Here is a 15,925-nt window from a genome sequence, read left to right as displayed (position 1 = left end):
CTCCCCTCCCCCCGCCGGCCTCGCCGCCCTGTCGCTCCCCTTCCAGATCGGCGCCGCGCTGGTGCTCGCGCTCGTCGCGCTGGCCGCCTGCGTGCACCTCGGCATGGTCTTCCTGCACGTCGCCCCGTCGAACACGGTCACCAAGCAGCACGGGCGGGCGATCGACGAGTGGATATATCCGGAGTTCGAGCAGAACTGGAAGCTCTTCGCGCCCAACCCGCTGCAGCAGAACATCGCGGTCCAGGTCCGTGCCGAGGTGAAGGCGACGGACGGCACCGTCGGAACGACCCAGTGGTACGACCTCTCCGCGGCGGACGGCCGGGCCATCGACGGCAACCTGCTCCCCAGCCACACCCAGCAGAACGAACTGCGCCGGGCCTGGGACTTCTTCGTCGCCACGCACGACACGACGAACCGCCCCAACGGTCTGCGCGGCGACCTCTCCGAGCGCTACCTGCGCCGCATCGTGGTCCTGCGCCTGGACCGGGAGGGCGCGGGCGGACCGGACGCCGTCGTGCAGCAGGTCCAGGTCCGCGCCCGGACGACCAACGTGCCGCCGCCGCGGTGGAGCGAGGAGCAGGTGTCCGACAAACCCGTCCTGCGGCAGCTGCCCTGGTGGCCGGTGGCGGAGAAGGACCGGGCGGCCGGAACCCGGCCCGTGGACCGTACCGGGACGATGGCGAGCGGCCGATGACCGACACCGACCACCACAGCGCCGCCGACGGCGTGCGCGCAGGCGCCCCCGACCGACTCGGTCGTCTCGACCGGGCCGACCGGCGGCCGGCGCGGATCGTCGCCCGGCTCACCGGTCAGGCACTGGGCCCGTACCAGAGCGCGGTGATCCGCATCGGGTTCGCCGGGACCTGGCTGCTCTTCCTGCTCCGGGAGTTCCCGCACCGCCAGGAGATGTACGGGCCCGACGGACCCTGGAGCTTCGACCTCGCGCAGCAGCTCACCGCGAGCAACCACGCCTTCACGGTCCTGATGTGGGCCGACAGCCAGGTCTGGTTCGAGCTCGTCTACGCGTTCGCGGTGTTCTCCAGCGTCCTGTTCGCGCTCGGCTGGCACACCCGCGCCACGTCCGTGCTCTTCCTGGTCGGCGTGCTCTCCCTGCAGAACCGCAGCATCTTCATGGGGGACGGCGGCGACAACGTCATCCACCTGATGTCGATCTACCTGGTCCTCACGCGCTGCGGCCAGGTGTGGTCGCTGGACGAGCGGCGGGCCCGCCTGCGTGCGGAACGGGCCGGCGAGGGTGCGGACCGGGCCCGTACCGACCGGGCCGGCACCGACCGAGCCGGCGCCGTGCTGTGGGCCGTGCTCGGGGCGGTCCTGGCGGTGGCCACGCTCGCGGGGAAGGTCGACGGCGGGTTCGCGGGCGGCTGGCTGACCGTCCTGTGGGGGCTGTGGGCGGTCCAGGGCCTGTGGTGGTCGGCCGGCCGGTACGCGCGCAGCGACCAGCCGCGGATCCTCCTCGACGTCGTCGCCAATGTCGTCCACAACGCGGCCCTCTTCGTCATCATGGCCGAGGCGTGCCTGATCTACGCGACCGCCGGCTGGTACAAGATCCAGGGCTCGCGCTGGCAGGACGGCACGGCCGTGTACTACCCGCTGCACCTCGACTACTTCTCCCCCTGGCCCGCCCTGTCCGGCCTCCTGTCGGCGAGCGGCGTCATGGTCATGCTGGTGACGTACGGGACGGTGATCGCGCAGGTCGCCTTCCCCTTCACCCTGTTCAACCGGCGGGTCAAGAACGTGCTGCTGGCGGGCATGATGACCGAGCACGCCGTGATCGCCCTCGTGCTGGGCCTGCCGTTCTTCTCGCTCGCGATGATCGCCGCCGACGCGGTGTTCCTGCCGACGTCCTTCCTGCGCCGCCTCGGCGGATGGGCGACCCGCGCGCGCGAAGGTCTGGCACGCGCGTGCGGACGGCTGTCGTCCCGCGTCGCGCGCACCCGCCTGGGGCGTGCGCTCCCGGGACCGCGGGAGGGGGCTCCGCGCCCCGCGGAGACGGCGGCGGAGGCGGGGACGGCGGCGGGTACGGGTACGGCGGGTACGGCCGAGGAACCGCACGTAGGCTTCACGGCGGTCCCGACCCCGAGCCCGTGAGCTCCTGGCACCGGCTCGCCGACACCGCCGTGCTGCTCGACGGCTTCCACGCCCTCAAGCACGCGGTGCGCTTCGGGGCCGAGGTCCGGGTGGCGGTCACCACCGACCGGGCGGCGGCGCTCGCCCTCGCCGACGAACTCGCCCCGGACGTACGGGGCGCGCTGGACGCCCTGCTGGCGGAGGTCCCGGAGTCCGCGTACCGGGCGCTCGTGCCGCGTCCGCATCCGACCGCGGTGGCGGCGCTGGCGGTGCGGCCCGCGCGCGAGGCCAACCTGCGGGCGCTGGCCCGTACGCCGCGCACCGCGCCCGTGGTGGTGCTCGACCAGCCGCGCAACCTCGGGAACGCCGGGGCGGTGATCAGGCTCGCGGCCGGCTTCGGCGCGACCGGGGTCGTCACGACCGGGCCGCTCGATCCGTGGCACCCCACGGTCGTGCGGGGCGGGGCGGGGCTGCACTTCGCCACGGCCGTGGAGCGGTTGGCCGTGGACGAGCTGCCGGCCGGGCCGGTGTTCGCCCTCGATCCGGAGGGGGTGGACATCCGGGAGCTGAAGCTCCCGGACGATGCGGTTCTCGCCTTCGGGTCGGAGCGCAGTGGGTTGTCGGCCGGTCTGCGGGGGCGCAGTGACCGGTTGGTCTCACTGCCCATGCGGGCGCAGGTGTCCAGTTACAACCTGGCCACCAGTGTGGCCATGGCCCTGTTCCACTGGAGTGCGGGGTCCTAGGCGGGCCGGGTCGTAGGTCGGGTGCGGGTGCGTGGGGGCTGGTCGCGCCCCGCGGCGGAGCCGCAGATCCGACACAGCCCCGCGCCCCTGAAGGGCCCCTGAGGGCCCCTGACGAGGCCCTCAGGCGGGCCCCGCAGAAGGGTGGGCTCATGCCTCGCTGCGGATCTCCACCACCCTGAAGCGGTTGGCGACGAAGGCTCCGTCGCACAGGGCCGCGTTGGCCGCCGGGTTGCCGCCCGAGCCGTGGAAGTCGGAGAAGGCGGCCGTCTGGTTGACGTACACCCCGCCCGTCAGGTTCAGGGAGAGCTGGGCCGCCTCGTCCAGGCAGGCCTCGCGCACGGCCTCCTCGACGTCCTCCGAGGTCGTGTACGCGCCGACGGTCATCGCGCCCTTCTCCCGGACGGTGCGCCGCAGCAGCTCCACCGCGTCGGCGGCCGAGTCGACCGCGACGGCGAACGAGACCGGGCCGAAGCACTCGCTCATGTAGGCGGCCTGGTCGTCCGGCTTGCCGCCGTCGAGCTTCACGATCACCGGGGTGCGGACCACCGCGTCCGGGAACTCCGGGTTCGCGATCTCCCGTGAGGCGAGGGCGACTTCGCCCAGCCCGGCGGCGGCCTCGATCCTGGCCTTCACGTCCGGGTTCACGATCGCGCCCAGCAGGCCGTTGGCGCGGGCGTCGTCCCCGAGGAGCCCGTCGACCGCGCGGGCGAGGTCGGCGACCAGCTCGTCGTACGACTTGGGGCCCTGCTCCGTACGGATGCCGGCGCGCGGGACCAGGAGGTTCTGCGGGGTGGTGCACATCTGGCCGCTGTAGAGGGACAGCGAGAAGGCCAGGTTGGACAGCATCCCCCTGTAGTCGTCCGTGGACTCCACGATCACCGTGTTGACGCCGGCCTTCTCCGTGTAGACCTGCGCCTGGCGGGCGTTGGTCTCCAGCCAGTCGCCGAACTCCGTCGAGCCGGTGTAGTCGATGATCCGGATCTCGGGACGGGTGGCCAGGGTCTTGGCGATGCCCTCGCCGGGGCGCTCGGCGGCCAGCGCCACCAGGTTCGCGTCGAAGCCCGCCTCGGCGAGCACCTCGCGGGCCACCTGGACGGTGAGCGCGAGCGGCAGCACCGCGCGCGGGTGGGGCTTCACCAGCACCGCGTTGCCCGTGGCGAGCGAGGCGAACAGGCCCGGGTAGCCGTTCCACGTGGGGAAGGTGTTGCAGCCGATCAGGAGCGCGACGCCGCGCGGCACCGGCGTGAACTGCTTGGTCAGCGCGAGCGGTTCGCGCTTGCCCTGGGGCTTGGTCCACTCCGCGGTGTCGGGGGTGCGGACCTGCTCCACGTACGCGTACGCCACCGCCTCCAGGCCGCGGTCCTGGGCGTGCGGGCCGCCCGCCTGGAACGCCATCATGAAGGCCTGGCCGCTGGTGTGCATGACCGCGTGCGCGAACTCGTGCGTGCGGTCGCTGATCCGCTTGAGGATCTCCAGGCAGACCACCGCGCGCGTTTCTGCGCCCGCGTCGCGCCACGCGCGTTGGCCCAGCCGCATGGCGGGCAGCAGCGCGTCGACGTCCGCATGCGGGTACGTGACGCCCAGCTCGATCCCGTACGGCGAGACCTCGCCGCCCACCCAGTCGTCGGTGCCGGGCTGGCCGAGGTCGAGGCGGTTGCCGAGCAGCGCGTCGAAGGCGGCCTTGCCCTCCGCGAGGCTCAGGCTGCCGTTCTCGCCGTACGCCTTGGGGTGCTCGGGGTGCGGCGACCAGTACGCGCGCGTGCGCATCGCTTCCAGCGCCTGGTCGAGGGTCGGCCGGTGCTTGGCGATGAGCTCGTGCGCGGTCAGTGCGGCGGCGGCCATGCGGAACCATCTCCTCGTTTCAAGAACTCTTCGTCGAGCTCATGACCTGGGCAGAAACAGCCGGACAGGGCTAGAGTAACCGAACGATCGGTCGGGACAAGGGGGTCCGCCGAACCTGTGGACAACCCCGTGCGGGAGGATCGCGAGCATGACAGCACTCGACCTCGCCGGCCCGGTGGCCGTCGTCGGCACCGGCACCATGGGCCAGGGCATCGCCCAGGTCGCACTCGTCGCGGGCCACCCCGTGCGGCTGTACGACACCGCGCCCGGCCGTGCCCGGGCGGCGGCCGAAGCGATCGGCACCCGTCTCGACCGGCTCGTCGACAAGGACCGGCTGACCGGCGCCGAGCGCGACGCCGCGCGGGCCCGCCTGCACCCCGCGGAGAGCCTCGCCGAACTCGCCGGCTCGGCGCTCGTCCTGGAAGCCGTCCTGGAGCGACTGGACGTCAAACAGCAGCTGTTGCGCGAGCTGGAGGACATCGTCCCGGACGACTGCCTGCTCGCCACCAACACCTCCTCCCTGTCGGTGACCGCGATCGGCGGCGCCCTGCGCAACCCCGGCCGCTTCGTCGGGCTGCACTTCTTCAACCCCGCGCCGCTGCTGCCCCTCGTGGAGGTCGTCTCCGGGTTCGCGACCGACGTCACGTCGGCCACGCGCGCGTACGAGCTCGCCCGCGCCTGGGGGAAGACGCCGGTGGCCTGCGCCGACACCCCGGGCTTCATCGTCAACCGCATCGCGCGGCCCTTCTACGCCGAGGCCTTCGCGGTCCACGAGGCGCAGGCCGCCGACCCCGCGACGATCGACGCCGTCCTGCGCGAGTCGGGCGGCTTCCGGATGGGTGCCTTCGAACTGACCGACCTCATCGGCCAGGACGTCAACGAGTCCGTCACCCGCTCGGTCTGGGAGGCCTTCTTCCAGGACGTGCGGTTCACGCCCTCGCTGGCCCAGAAGCGGCTCGTCGAGTCGGGCCGCCTCGGCCGCAAGACCGGGCACGGCTGGTACGACCACGGGGCGGGCGGCGAGCGGCCCGAGCCGCACACCGCGGAGAAGGCCCGGCCGCCCGCGTACGTCGTCGCCGAGGGCGATCTGGGCCCCGCGGCCGAGCTGCTCGCGCTGATCCGCGAGGCGGGCATCCAGGTCCGCGAGGACGAGGAGGACCACGGCACGCGCCTGGTGCTGCCGAGCGGCGGCCAGTTGGCCCTCGCCGACGGGCAGACCGCCGTCGAGTTCCGTGACGTCGTCTACTTCGACCTGGCGCTCGACTACCGGAAGGCGACCCGGATCGCCCTGTCCCACGCGCAGGACACCCAGACGCAGACCCTCGCCGAGGCCACCGGCCTCTTCCAGGCGCTCGGCAAGGACGTCAGCGTCATCGGGGACGTGCCCGGCCTGATCGTCGCCCGCACGGTGGCCCGCATCATCGACCTCGCGCACGACGCCGTCGCCAAGGGCGTGGCCACCGAGGAGGACATCGACACGGCGATGCGCCAGGGCGTCAACTACCCGCTGGGCCCCTTCGAGTGGAGCCGCAGGCTCGGCAGGAGCTGGGCCTACGACGTCCTGGACGACCTGCACCTGCGCGACCCGTCCGGACGCTACGCACCGTCCCTCGCGCTCTACCGCCACGCGTACGCCTCCGAGAAGCGCGAGGGCACCGCATGACCACCGCCAGGCGCGACACGTACACGCCGGACACGCTGCTCTCCGTGGCCGTGCGGGTCTTCAACGAGCGCGGCTACGACGGCACCTCCATGGAGCACCTCTCCAAGGCGGCCGGCATCTCCAAGTCGTCGATCTACCACCACGTCACCGGCAAGGAGGAGCTGCTGCGCCGGGCCGTCAGCCGGGCGCTCGACGGCCTCTTCGGGATCCTCGACGAGGAGCACGCGCGCGAGGGGCGCGCCGTGGAGCGCCTGGAGTACGTCACCCGGCGCATGGTGGAGGTCCTCACCGCCGAACTGCCGTACGTGACGCTGCTGCTGCGCGTGCGCGGCAACACCGACACCGAGCGCTGGGCCCTGGACCGGCGCCGGGAGTTCGACCACGAGGTGGCCGCGCTCCTGAAGGCGGCGGCCGCCGACGGGGACGTGCGCGCCGACGTGGAGGTCCGCCTCGCGACCCGGCTGGTCTTCGGGATGATCAACTCGATCGTCGAGTGGTACCGCCCGGACGGGCGCGGCATGGGCGAGCGCGAGGTCGCCGACGCGGTGGTGCTGATGGTCTTCGGGGGGCTGCGGCGGCAGGGCTGAGCGCGGTCCCGGGACGCGGGGCGCACCGCCGGACGCGGCCCTGGGACGCGGGACGCACCGCCGAGTCCCGGTCCGGCGGGGCGGTGCTCACGCCTGCGGTTCCAGGTCCTCCTCCTCGAACACCAGCAGCGTGCGGGTGCTGAGCACCTCGGGGATGGCCTGGAGCCGGGTCAGCACCAGCTCGCGCAGGGCCCTGTTGTCCGGCGAGTGCACCAGGAGCAGGACGTCGAAGTCGCCGCCCACCAGCGCGATGTGGGAGGCCCCGGGCAGCGCCCTGAGCTGCTCGCGCACCGTGCGCCAGGTGTTCTGCACGATCTTGAGGGTGATGTACGCCGAGGTGCCGTGCCCGGCGCGCTCGTGGTCGACCCGGGCCCCGAAGCCGCGGATCACGCCGTCCTCGACGAGGCGGTTGATGCGCGCGTAGGCGTTGGCGCGGGACACGTGGACGCGCTCGGCGACGGACCGTATCGAGGCGCGGCCGTCCGCCTGGAGCATCCGCAGGATGTCCTGGTCGATGGAGTCGAGCGGACGCGGCGGCGGCACGGGCGGCCCGGGGTCGGACCCGGGGTCGGGCCCCTCGGCCATTTGTTCAGGTGCCATGTCCCCCCGCCTCCCCGCCATGGACGTACTGCATCCATCTCAAGCTGTGCAGAACCGTTTGTCCACAGCCTGGAGGTGCCTGTAGCCAAAATGTGCCGACGACCGAACAATCGGTAGGTGAGGCACGTCACTCACGGCGCGCCTCTCGAAGCGACTCCCACGAGGAGGTGCCGACATGACGGTCATGGAGCAGCGCGGCGCGTACCGGCCCACCCCGCCGCCCGCCTGGCAGCCCCGCACCGACCCCGCACCGCTGCTGCCCGACGCGCTGCCCCACCGCGTCCTCGGCACCCGGGCGGCCGAGCGGGTCGACCCGGATCTGCTGCGCAGGCTCTACGCGCAGCTGGTGCGCGGCCGCCGCTACAACACCCAGGCGACCGCCCTCACCAAGCAGGGCCGCCTCGCCGTCTACCCCTCCTCCACCGGCCAGGAGGCCTGCGAGGTCGCCGCCGCGCTCGTGCTGGAGGAGCGCGACTGGCTCTTCCCGAGCTACCGGGACACCCTCGCGGCCGTCGCCCGGGGCCTGGACCCCGTCCAGGCGCTGACCCTCCTGCGCGGCGACTGGCACACCGGCTACGACCCGCGCGAACACCGCGTCGCCCCCCTGAGCACCCCGCTCGCGACCCAGCTCCCGCATGCCGTGGGCCTCGCGCACGCCGCCCGCCTCAAGGGCGACGACGTGGTGGCGCTCGCGCTCGTCGGCGACGGCGGCACCAGCGAGGGCGACTTCCACGAAGCACTGAACTTCGCCGCCGTCTGGCAGGCCCCGGTGGTCTTCCTGGTCCAGAACAACGGCTTCGCGATCTCCGTCCCGCTCGCCAAGCAGACCGCCGCCCCCTCCCTGGCCCACAAGGCCGTCGGGTACGGCATGCCGGGCCGGCTGGTCGACGGGAACGACGCCGTCGCCGTGCACGAGGTCCTCGGCGAGGCGGTCGCCCGGGCGCGCGCGGGCGGCGGCCCGACGCTCGTGGAGGCGGTGACGTACCGCATGGAGGCCCACACGAACGCCGACGACGACAAGCGCTACCGCGAGGACGCCGAGGTCGAGGCCTGGCGGGCGCACGACCCGATCGCCCTCCTGGAGCAGGAGCTCACCGGACGCGGACTGCTCGACGAGGACGCGGTGCGGGCCGTGCGCGAGGACGCCGAGGCGATGGCCGCCGACCTGCGCGAGCGCATGAACCAGGACCCGGTGCTCGACCCCGCGGACCTGTTCGCGCACGTCTACGCCCGGCCGACCCCGCAGCTCCTGGAGCAGGAGGCCCTGCTGCGGGCCGAGCTGGACGCCGAGGCGGGCCGGCCCGAGGACGAACCGGAGGGGAACGCACGATGACCACCGTCGCGGTGAAGCCGGCCACCATGGCCCAGGCCCTCGGACGCGCCCTGCGCGACGCGATGGCCGACGACCCGGCCGTCCACGTCATGGGCGAGGACGTGGGCACCCTCGGCGGCGTCTTCCGGGTCACCGACGGGCTCGCGAAGGAGTTCGGCGAGGACCGGGTCACGGACACCCCGCTGGCCGAGGCGGGCATCCTCGGCACGGCCGTCGGCATGGCCATGTACGGGCTCCGGCCGGTCGTGGAGATGCAGTTCGACGCCTTCGCGTACCCCGCCTTCGAGCAGCTCCTCTCGCACGTGGCGAAGATGCGCAACCGCACGCGCGGGGCGATGCCGCTGCCCCTCACCGTGCGCGTGCCCTACGGCGGCGGGATCGGCGGCGTCGAGCACCACAGCGATTCCTCCGAGGCGTACTACATCGCCACCCCGGGGCTGCACGTCGTGACCCCGGCGACGGTCTCCGACGCCTACGGCCTGCTGCGCGCGGCCATCGCCTCGGACGACCCGGTCGTCTTCCTGGAACCCAAGCGCCTGTACTGGTCGAAGGACGCCTGGAACCCCGAGGAGCCGCAGGCCGTGGAGCCGATCGGCCGCGCGGTGGTCCGCCGCACGGGCCGCAGCGCCACGCTGATCACGTACGGGCCGTCCGTGCCCGTCTGCCTGGAGGCCGCGGAGGCGGCCCGGGCCGAGGGCTGGGACCTGGAGGTCGTCGACCTGCGCTCCCTGGTGCCGTTCGACGACGAGACGGTCGCCGCGTCCGTGCGGCGCACCGGCCGGGCCGTCGTGGTGCACGAGTCGGGCGGCTTCGGCGGGCCCGGCGGGGAGATCGCCGCGCGCGTCACCGAGCGGTGCTTCCACCACCTGGAGGCGCCGGTGCTGCGCGTCGCCGGGTTCGACATCCCGTATCCGCCGCCGATGCTGGAGCGGCACCACCTGCCCGGCGTCGACCGCATCCTGGACGCGGTGGCCCGGCTCCAGTGGGAGGCGCAGAGCCGATGACCCGTGCCTCCGACATGTTCAGCCGTGAGTTCAGGCTGCCCGACCTCGGCGAGGGCCTCACCGAGGCGGAGATCGTCCGCTGGCTCGTCGAGGTCGGCGACGTCGTCGCCGTCGACCAGCCCGTCGTCGAGGTCGAGACGGCCAAGGCGATGGTCGAGGTCCCCTGCCCGTACGGCGGTGTGGTCACGGCCCGCTACGGCGACGAGGGCACCGAACTGCCCGTCGGCTCCCCGCTGCTGACGGTCGCGGTGGGGGCACCGGCCTCCGACGCGGCGGCTCCCGCGGGCGCGGGCGGCGGCGCGGGCAAGGGCGAGGACGAGGGCTCCGGGAACGTGCTGGTGGGCTACGGCACGCAGGCGCCCGCCGCGCGGCGGCGCAGGGTACGGCCGTCCGCGCCCGGTGCGACGCCGGGCCACCGGTCGCCGGGTCCCTCCACCGCCGCGGACCGGACCGTCCCGGCGGCGCCCCCGCGTCCCGTACGGGAGGAGCGACCGCCCGCGGCCCCGGCCGCCACCGGCGGCAGCCGGACCGACGGGCCCGTGCCGGTGATCTCCCCGCTCGTGCGCCGGCTCGCCCGGGAGAACGGGCTCGACCTGCGGGAGCTGGCCGGCTCGGGACCGGACGGCCTGATCATGCGCGCGGACGTGGAGCACGCCCTGCGGACCGGTGCGCCCACGTCCACCTCCACGCTCACTCCCATGTCCGCGTCCGCACCGGAATCGGTCGCGGCACCGGTCGCCGCGGCGGCGCCCGCGCGTGCGTCCGGCACCCGGGTGCCCCTCAAGGGCGTCCGCGGAGCCGTCGCCGACAAGCTCTCCCGGAGCCGGCGCGAGATCCCCGACGCGACCTGCTGGGTGGACGCCGACGCGACGGAGCTGATGCGGGCGCGCACGAGGATGAACGAGGCGGGCGGACCGAAGATCTCCCTCCTCGCGCTCCTCGCCCGCATCTGCACCGCCGCGCTGGCCCGGTTCCCCGAGCTGAACTCGACGGTCGACACGGACGCCCGTGAGGTCGTACTGCTCGACGAGATGCATCTCGGGTTCGCCGCGCAGACCGAGCGCGGACTCGTCGTGCCGGTGGTCAAGGGCGCCCACGCGCGGGACACGGAGTCGCTGAGCGCGGAGTTCGCCCGGCTCACCGAGGCGGCCCGGACCGGGACGCTCACCCCGGCCGACCTCACCGGCGGGACCTTCACGCTGAACAACTACGGGGTGTTCGGGGTGGACGGCTCCACACCGATCGTCAACCACCCCGAGGCGGCCATGCTCGGCGTCGGCCGGATCGTCCCGAAACCCTGGGTGCACGAGGGCGAACTGGCGGTGCGCCAGGTCGTGCAGCTGTCGCTCACCTTCGACCACCGGGTGTGCGACGGCGGAACGGCAGGCGGTTTCCTGCGGTACGTGGCGGACTGCGTGGAGCAACCGGCGGTGCTGCTGCGGACCTTGTGACCCCGCCGGTCCGCGGGGTCTCCTGCCCACCCCCGTCCACATGGTGTGCACGGGGGTGGAATTGATCCACCGGGCACTCATACTCGGGGGGTGACCGCGTTCGAGCCGCCCCGCGCACCCGGATCCTCCGAGGCCCCCGGATCCTCCGGCGTGCCCGGTGCCCCGGGTCCCTCCGGCGCGTCCGGCGGGGACGGGCACGACGCCGTCGTGCTCGCGGGGGGCGCCGCCCGGCGCCTCGGCGGTGCGGACAAGCCGGGTGTGCGGGTGGGGGGCCGGGCCCTGCTCGACCGCGTGCTGGCCGCCTGCTCCGGCGCGGCCACCACGGTGGTCGTCGCGGAACCCCGGTCCACCGCGCGCCCCGTGGAGTGGGCGCGTGAGGACCCTCCCGGCGGCGGCCCGCTCGCCGCACTGGACGCCGGTCTGCGGCACACCAGCGCCGCGTACGTCGTGGTGCTCTCCGCCGACCTGCCGTTCCTGGACGGAGGGACGGTACGCGCACTGCTGACCTCCCTTCAAAAGGGGTACGCGGACGGCGTGCTGCTCACCGATCCGGACGGCCGCGACCAGCCCCTCGTGGCCGCGTACCGCCGCTCGGCGCTGCTGCGCGAGCTGACGGCCCTCCGTGCCGAGCAGGGCGAACTGACCGGGCTGCCGCTGCGCCGGCTCACCGGAGCGCTCGAACTGACCCGTATCACCGACCCCGTCGCGTCCTTCGACTGCGACACCTGGGACGACATCGCCGTCGCCCGGGCACGTATCAGGGAGCATGGGCACGTGCTGGATGAATGGATCACCGCAGTCAAGGACGAACTGGGCCTCGACCTGGACGTCGACACCGGCGTCCTGCTCGACCTCGCCCGGGACGCCGCCCACGGTGTCGCCCGCCCGGCGGCGCCGCTGACGACGTTCCTCGTCGGGTACGCGGCGGGCCGCGCCGGAGGCGGCCCCGAAGCGGTCGCGGAGGCCACCCGCAGGGCGACCGCCCTGGCGCTGCGCTGGGCCGAGGAGGCGGAGTCGGACACCGGCGGTGCCCGGCCCACCGGTGACGCCCGCCCGGATGCCGGATGACCGCCTCGGGACAGTACGAGGAGGTCGACCTCGCCGTCGAGGAAGCCCTCGCCCTGGTCAAGGAAGGCGGTGCCGTGGTGCCCGACGACTCCGGAACGACCGGCTCTCCTCGTCCCGCCTCCGCCTCCGCGCCTACTCCTGCCTCTGCCCCTGCTCCGCGGGGCGACGGCCCGGGGGGCACCGCCGAGCACCACGCCGCCACCCCCTGGCAGCAGGCCCGCGGTGTCGCGGGACGGGCCGCCCGCCGGCCGGGCACCCCGGTCTCCGTCCCCCTGGACGCCGCCCTGGGGCTCGTCCTCGCGGCCCCGCTGACCGCGCTCACCGACCTGCCCTCCTTCGACACCTCCGCGATGGACGGCTGGGCGGTCGCGGGCCCCGGTCCGTGGGACGTACGGGCCGAGGGCGTCCTCGCGGGGCACGACGCCCCGGCGCCGCTCACCGACGGCGAGGCGGTCCCGATCGCCACCGGCGCGCGGATCCCGCAGGACACCTCCGCCGTGCTCCGCAGCGAGCACGGCCGCAGCGACGACAACGGCCGGCTGCACGCGACCCGGAAGGTCGTGCACGGGCAGGACATCCGCCCCCGCGGCCAGGAGTGCCGGTCCGGCGACCCGCTGCTGCCGCTCGGCACGCTGGTCACCCCGGCCGTCCTGGGACTCGCCGCGGCCGCCGGCTACGACACCGTCTCCGCCCTTCCCCGGCCGCGCGCGGAGGTCCTCGTCCTCGGCGACGAGCTGCTGACCGGGGGCCGGCCCCATGACGGGCTCATCCGGGACGCGCTCGGCCCGATGCTGCCGCCCTGGCTGCGCGCGCTCGGCGCGGAGGTCGTCGCGGTGCGCAGGCTCGGCGACGACGCCCAGGCCCTGCGCAAGGCCCTGGAGGACTCCGACGCCGACCTCGTCGTCACGACCGGGGGCACCGCCGCGGGACCGGTCGACCACGTCCACCCCATCCTGCGCGGTCTCGGCGCCGAACTCCTGGTGGACGGCGTCAAGGTACGCCCGGGCCACCCGATGCTCCTGGCGCGGCTCAAGGAGAACCAGCACCTCGTCGGGCTGCCGGGCAATCCGCTCGCCGCCGTCTCCGGCCTGCTCACGCTCGCCGAGCCGCTGCTGCGCACCCTCTCGGGCCGCACGGCACCGGAACCGTACGCGCTGCCCCTCCAGGACACCGTGCACGGTCACCCGTACGACACCCGGCTCGTCCCGGTCGTCCTGCGCGAGGACCGGGCCGTGCCGCTGCACTACAACGGACCGGCCATGCTGCGGAGCGTCGCCGTGGCCGACGCGCTCGCCGTCGTCCCGCCCGGCGGTGCGCGACCGGGTCAGGAACTGGAGATCCTCGACCTGCCCTGGGCCATGGCTGGGATCGAGGTGTGTTTCACGTGAAACTTCCGGGCCACGACGCGATCGCCCGCCAGGCGGACGAACGCCTCGTCACCCACCGGGTCGAGCTGCCCCGCCAACGGGTGGAACGTCCCCTGCGCCAGGTCGCCAAACGGGTCGTCATGGCGCTGGTCGTGCTGGTCGGCACGGCCCTCATCGTCTATCTCGACCGGGACGGCTACACCGACAACTCCGACGGGCCGGTCGACCTGCTCGACGCCTTCTACTACGCGACCGTCACGCTCTCCACCACCGGCTACGGCGACATCACGCCGGTCAGTGACGGAGCCCGTTTCACCAACATCTTCCTGGTCACGCCGCTGCGCGTGCTCTTCCTGATCATCCTGGTCGGCACCACCCTCGAAGTTCTCACCGAACGCACCCGGGAAGAGTGGCGACTGAACCGCTGGAGGACCGCTTTGCGGGATCACACCGTCGTCATCGGCTTCGGCACGAAGGGCCGCTCGGCGATCCAGACCGTGTGCGCCACGGGGTTGAAGAAGGAGCAGGTCGTGGTCGTCGACCCCAGCTCCAAGGTGATCGAGGCGGCGACGGCCGACGGCTACGCGGGGGTGATCGGCGACGCCACGCGCAGCGACGTCCTGCTCCGGGCGGAGGTGCAGCGGGCCCGGCAGATCATCATCGCGACGCAGCGCGACGACACCGCCGTACTCGTGACTCTGACCGCGCGGCAGCTCAACCGCAAGGCGAAGATCGTGGCCGCCGTGCGCGAGGAGGAGAACGCGCCGCTGCTGAAGCAGTCCGGTGCCGACGCCGTCATCACCAGCGCGAGCGCGGCCGGGCGGCTCCTCGGGCTCTCCGTGCTCAGCCCCAGCGCGGGCATGGTCATGGAAGACCTCATCCAGCAGGGCAGCGGGCTCGACATGGTCGAACGGCCCGTCATAAAGGCCGAGGTCGGCAAGGGCGTGCGCGAGGTCGAGGACCTGGTGGTGAGCGTCGTCCGGGGACACCGGGTGCTCGGCTACGACGATCCCGCCATCGGCAAGCTCCAATTGACGGACCGTCTGATCACCATCGTGCGGGTCAGCCCGCACACGCAGGTCACGCCGGACATGAAACCGCTGTCGCAGGACTGAATCCCCACGGGACGGACTGCCGGGAGTAGCCTCGCCCGCATGCGAGCGATCACTGTTCCTGAACCTGGTGGGCCCGAGGCGCTGGTGTGGGACGAGGTCCCCGACCCCGTCCCCGGCGAGGGCGAAGTGCTGGTCGAGGTGGTGGCCGGCGCGGTGAACCGCGCCGATCTGCTCCAGCGGCAGGGCTTCTACGATCCGCCGCCCGGCGCGTCGCCCTATCCGGGGCTCGAATGCTCCGGACGGATCGCCGCGCTCGGGCCCGGTGTCTCGGGGTGGAGCGTCGGGGACGAGGTCTGCGCGCTGCTCGCGGGCGGCGGGTACGCCGAGAAGGTGGCCGTCCCGGCCGGGCAGCTGCTGCCCGTGCCGCAGGGCGTCGACCTCGACCAGGCGGCCGCGCTGCCCGAGGTGACCTGCACGGTCTGGTCCAACGTCTTCATGATCGCCCACCTGCAGCCGGGCGAGACGCTGCTGGTGCACGGCGGTTCGAGCGGGATCGGCACCATGGCGATCCAGCTGGCCAAGGCCTTCGGCGCGAAGGTCGCCGTCACCGCCGGCAGCAAGGCGAAGCTGGACTTCTGCGGGGAGCTCGGCGCGGACGTGCTGATCAACTACCGCGAGCAGGACTTCGTCGAGGAGGTCAGGGCCGCCACGGGCGGGGCGGGCGCCGACGTCATCCTCGACAACATGGGGGCGAAGTACCTCGACCGCAACGTCCAGGCCCTCGCCGTCAACGGGCGGCTCGCGATCATCGGGATGCAGGGCGGGGCGAAGGGTGAGCTGAACATCGGGGCGCTGCTGGGCAAGCGGGGGGCTGTCACGGCGACCTCGCTGCGGGCCCGGCCGGTCGAGGAGAAGGCGGCGATCGTGGCGGCCGTGCGGGAGCATGTGTGGCCGCTGGTCGCCGAGGGGCGGGTGCGGCCGATCGTGGACCGGGAGGTGCCGATGCGGGATGCGGGTGTGGGGCATCGGGTGCTGGAGGAGAGTGGGCATATCGGGAAGGTGCTGCTTACGCTGCGCTGAGCCTTTGGCTGCGTTCTGGTTGTGTTTCGGGTGCGGGTGGGTGG

Annotated in this window: 14 protein-coding genes; 12 read left to right on the top strand and 2 right to left on the bottom strand. The window is 73.5% G+C overall.

Features of this window, described 5'->3' with window-relative positions; translation table 11 throughout:
• The 3 genes from FGF04_RS18420 to FGF04_RS18410 all read left to right on the top strand — a co-directional run.
• Nucleotides 1–694: DUF5819 family protein (locus FGF04_RS18420; protein WP_223146394.1), on the top strand; the 694-nt coding region annotated here is incomplete at its 5' end.
• Nucleotides 691–2,109: an HTTM domain-containing protein gene (locus FGF04_RS18415; protein WP_235882390.1), complete on the top strand. Its 1,419-nt coding sequence runs from the start codon at nt 691–693 to the stop codon at nt 2,107–2,109. The genes FGF04_RS18420 and FGF04_RS18415, both read left to right, overlap by 4 nt.
• Nucleotides 2,106–2,831, top strand: a complete 726-nt coding sequence (locus FGF04_RS18410) for a TrmH family RNA methyltransferase (RefSeq protein ID WP_149512430.1) — start codon at nt 2,106–2,108, stop codon at nt 2,829–2,831. Before FGF04_RS18415 ends, FGF04_RS18410 begins: the two co-directional genes overlap by 4 nt.
• Nucleotides 2,832–2,978: 147 nt before the next feature.
• Here FGF04_RS18410 and paaN read toward each other — a convergent pair whose 3' ends face one another.
• Nucleotides 2,979–4,673, bottom strand: a complete 1,695-nt coding sequence (gene paaN, locus FGF04_RS18405; RefSeq protein WP_149512429.1) for a phenylacetic acid degradation protein PaaN — start codon at nt 4,671–4,673, stop codon at nt 2,979–2,981.
• 148 nt (nt 4,674–4,821) lie between these two features.
• Here paaN and FGF04_RS18400 point away from each other — a divergent pair, with 148 nt between their 5' ends.
• Together FGF04_RS18400 and FGF04_RS18395 are read left to right on the top strand one after the other, a co-directional pair.
• Nucleotides 4,822–6,336 carry a 3-hydroxyacyl-CoA dehydrogenase gene (locus tag FGF04_RS18400; protein ID WP_149512428.1) on the top strand — a complete coding sequence of 505 codons (1,515 nt, stop codon included), beginning with the start codon at nt 4,822–4,824 and terminating at the stop codon, nt 6,334–6,336.
• Nucleotides 6,333–6,923, top strand: coding sequence for a TetR/AcrR family transcriptional regulator (locus tag FGF04_RS18395; RefSeq protein WP_149512427.1), 591 nt, complete (start codon nt 6,333–6,335; stop codon nt 6,921–6,923). Before FGF04_RS18400 ends, FGF04_RS18395 begins: the two co-directional genes overlap by 4 nt.
• A gap of 87 nt (nt 6,924–7,010) precedes the next feature.
• On the opposite strand, the gene FGF04_RS18390 is transcribed toward FGF04_RS18395, so the two are convergent.
• Complete coding sequence (locus FGF04_RS18390; RefSeq protein WP_408055639.1) at nt 7,011–7,523, bottom strand: Lrp/AsnC family transcriptional regulator; 513 nt, start codon at nt 7,521–7,523, stop codon at nt 7,011–7,013.
• 175 nt (nt 7,524–7,698) lie between these two features.
• Here FGF04_RS18390 and pdhA point away from each other — a divergent pair, with 175 nt between their 5' ends.
• The 7 genes from pdhA to FGF04_RS18355 all read left to right on the top strand — a co-directional run bounded on the left by pdhA (nt 7,699) and on the right by FGF04_RS18355 (nt 15,881).
• The gene (gene pdhA, locus FGF04_RS18385; protein WP_149512426.1) at nt 7,699–8,856 is read left to right on the top strand and encodes a pyruvate dehydrogenase (acetyl-transferring) E1 component subunit alpha; all 1,158 of its coding nucleotides are present in this window, start codon (nt 7,699–7,701) and stop codon (nt 8,854–8,856) included.
• A complete protein-coding gene (locus tag FGF04_RS18380; RefSeq protein WP_149512425.1) occupies nt 8,853–9,860 on the top strand; it encodes an alpha-ketoacid dehydrogenase subunit beta in 1,008 nt (335 codons plus the stop codon). Before pdhA ends, FGF04_RS18380 begins: the two co-directional genes overlap by 4 nt.
• Nucleotides 9,857–11,311 carry a dihydrolipoamide acetyltransferase family protein gene (locus FGF04_RS18375; RefSeq protein ID WP_149512424.1) on the top strand — a complete coding sequence of 485 codons (1,455 nt, stop codon included), beginning with the start codon at nt 9,857–9,859 and terminating at the stop codon, nt 11,309–11,311. The genes FGF04_RS18380 and FGF04_RS18375 overlap by 4 nt, the downstream gene beginning before the upstream one ends.
• 90 nt (nt 11,312–11,401) lie before the next feature.
• Nucleotides 11,402–12,379, top strand: a complete 978-nt coding sequence (locus FGF04_RS18370) for an NTP transferase domain-containing protein (RefSeq protein ID WP_188114133.1) — start codon at nt 11,402–11,404, stop codon at nt 12,377–12,379.
• Nucleotides 12,376–13,767 carry a molybdopterin molybdotransferase MoeA gene (locus FGF04_RS18365; RefSeq protein WP_149512423.1) on the top strand — a complete coding sequence of 464 codons (1,392 nt, stop codon included), beginning with the start codon at nt 12,376–12,378 and terminating at the stop codon, nt 13,765–13,767. Before FGF04_RS18370 ends, FGF04_RS18365 begins: the two co-directional genes overlap by 4 nt.
• Nucleotides 13,755–14,861, top strand: a complete 1,107-nt coding sequence (locus FGF04_RS18360; protein WP_188114132.1) for a potassium channel family protein — start codon at nt 13,755–13,757, stop codon at nt 14,859–14,861. Before FGF04_RS18365 ends, FGF04_RS18360 begins: the two co-directional genes overlap by 13 nt.
• A 39-nt stretch (nt 14,862–14,900) precedes the next feature.
• Entirely contained in the window at nt 14,901–15,881 is a 981-nt protein-coding gene (locus FGF04_RS18355) for an NAD(P)H-quinone oxidoreductase (protein ID WP_149512421.1), read from the top strand.
• Nucleotides 15,882–15,925 lie beyond the last annotated feature (44 nt).

This window comes from Streptomyces apricus (genome assembly GCF_008369065.1).
GTDB lineage: Bacteria > Actinomycetota > Actinomycetes > Streptomycetales > Streptomycetaceae > Streptomyces > Streptomyces apricus.
This window is presented reverse-complemented; position numbering and strand designations above follow the sequence as displayed.

Coding starts and splice junctions, on each gene's coding strand:
- FGF04_RS18415 (WP_235882390.1), top strand. CDS start 691: ATGACCGACACCGACCACCACAGCGCCGCCGACGGCGTGCGCGCAGGC.
- paaN (WP_149512429.1), bottom strand. CDS start 4,673: ATGGCCGCCGCCGCACTGACCGCGCACGAGCTCATCGCCAAGCACCGG.
- FGF04_RS18400 (WP_149512428.1), top strand. CDS start 4,822: ATGACAGCACTCGACCTCGCCGGCCCGGTGGCCGTCGTCGGCACCGGC.
- FGF04_RS18395 (WP_149512427.1), top strand. CDS start 6,333: ATGACCACCGCCAGGCGCGACACGTACACGCCGGACACGCTGCTCTCC.
- FGF04_RS18390 (WP_408055639.1), bottom strand. CDS start 7,523: ATGGCACCTGAACAAATGGCCGAGGGGCCCGACCCCGGGTCCGACCCC.
- pdhA (WP_149512426.1), top strand. CDS start 7,699: ATGACGGTCATGGAGCAGCGCGGCGCGTACCGGCCCACCCCGCCGCCC.
- FGF04_RS18380 (WP_149512425.1), top strand. CDS start 8,853: ATGACCACCGTCGCGGTGAAGCCGGCCACCATGGCCCAGGCCCTCGGA.
- FGF04_RS18375 (WP_149512424.1), top strand. CDS start 9,857: ATGACCCGTGCCTCCGACATGTTCAGCCGTGAGTTCAGGCTGCCCGAC.
- FGF04_RS18365 (WP_149512423.1), top strand. CDS start 12,376: ATGACCGCCTCGGGACAGTACGAGGAGGTCGACCTCGCCGTCGAGGAA.
- FGF04_RS18355 (WP_149512421.1), top strand. CDS start 14,901: ATGCGAGCGATCACTGTTCCTGAACCTGGTGGGCCCGAGGCGCTGGTG.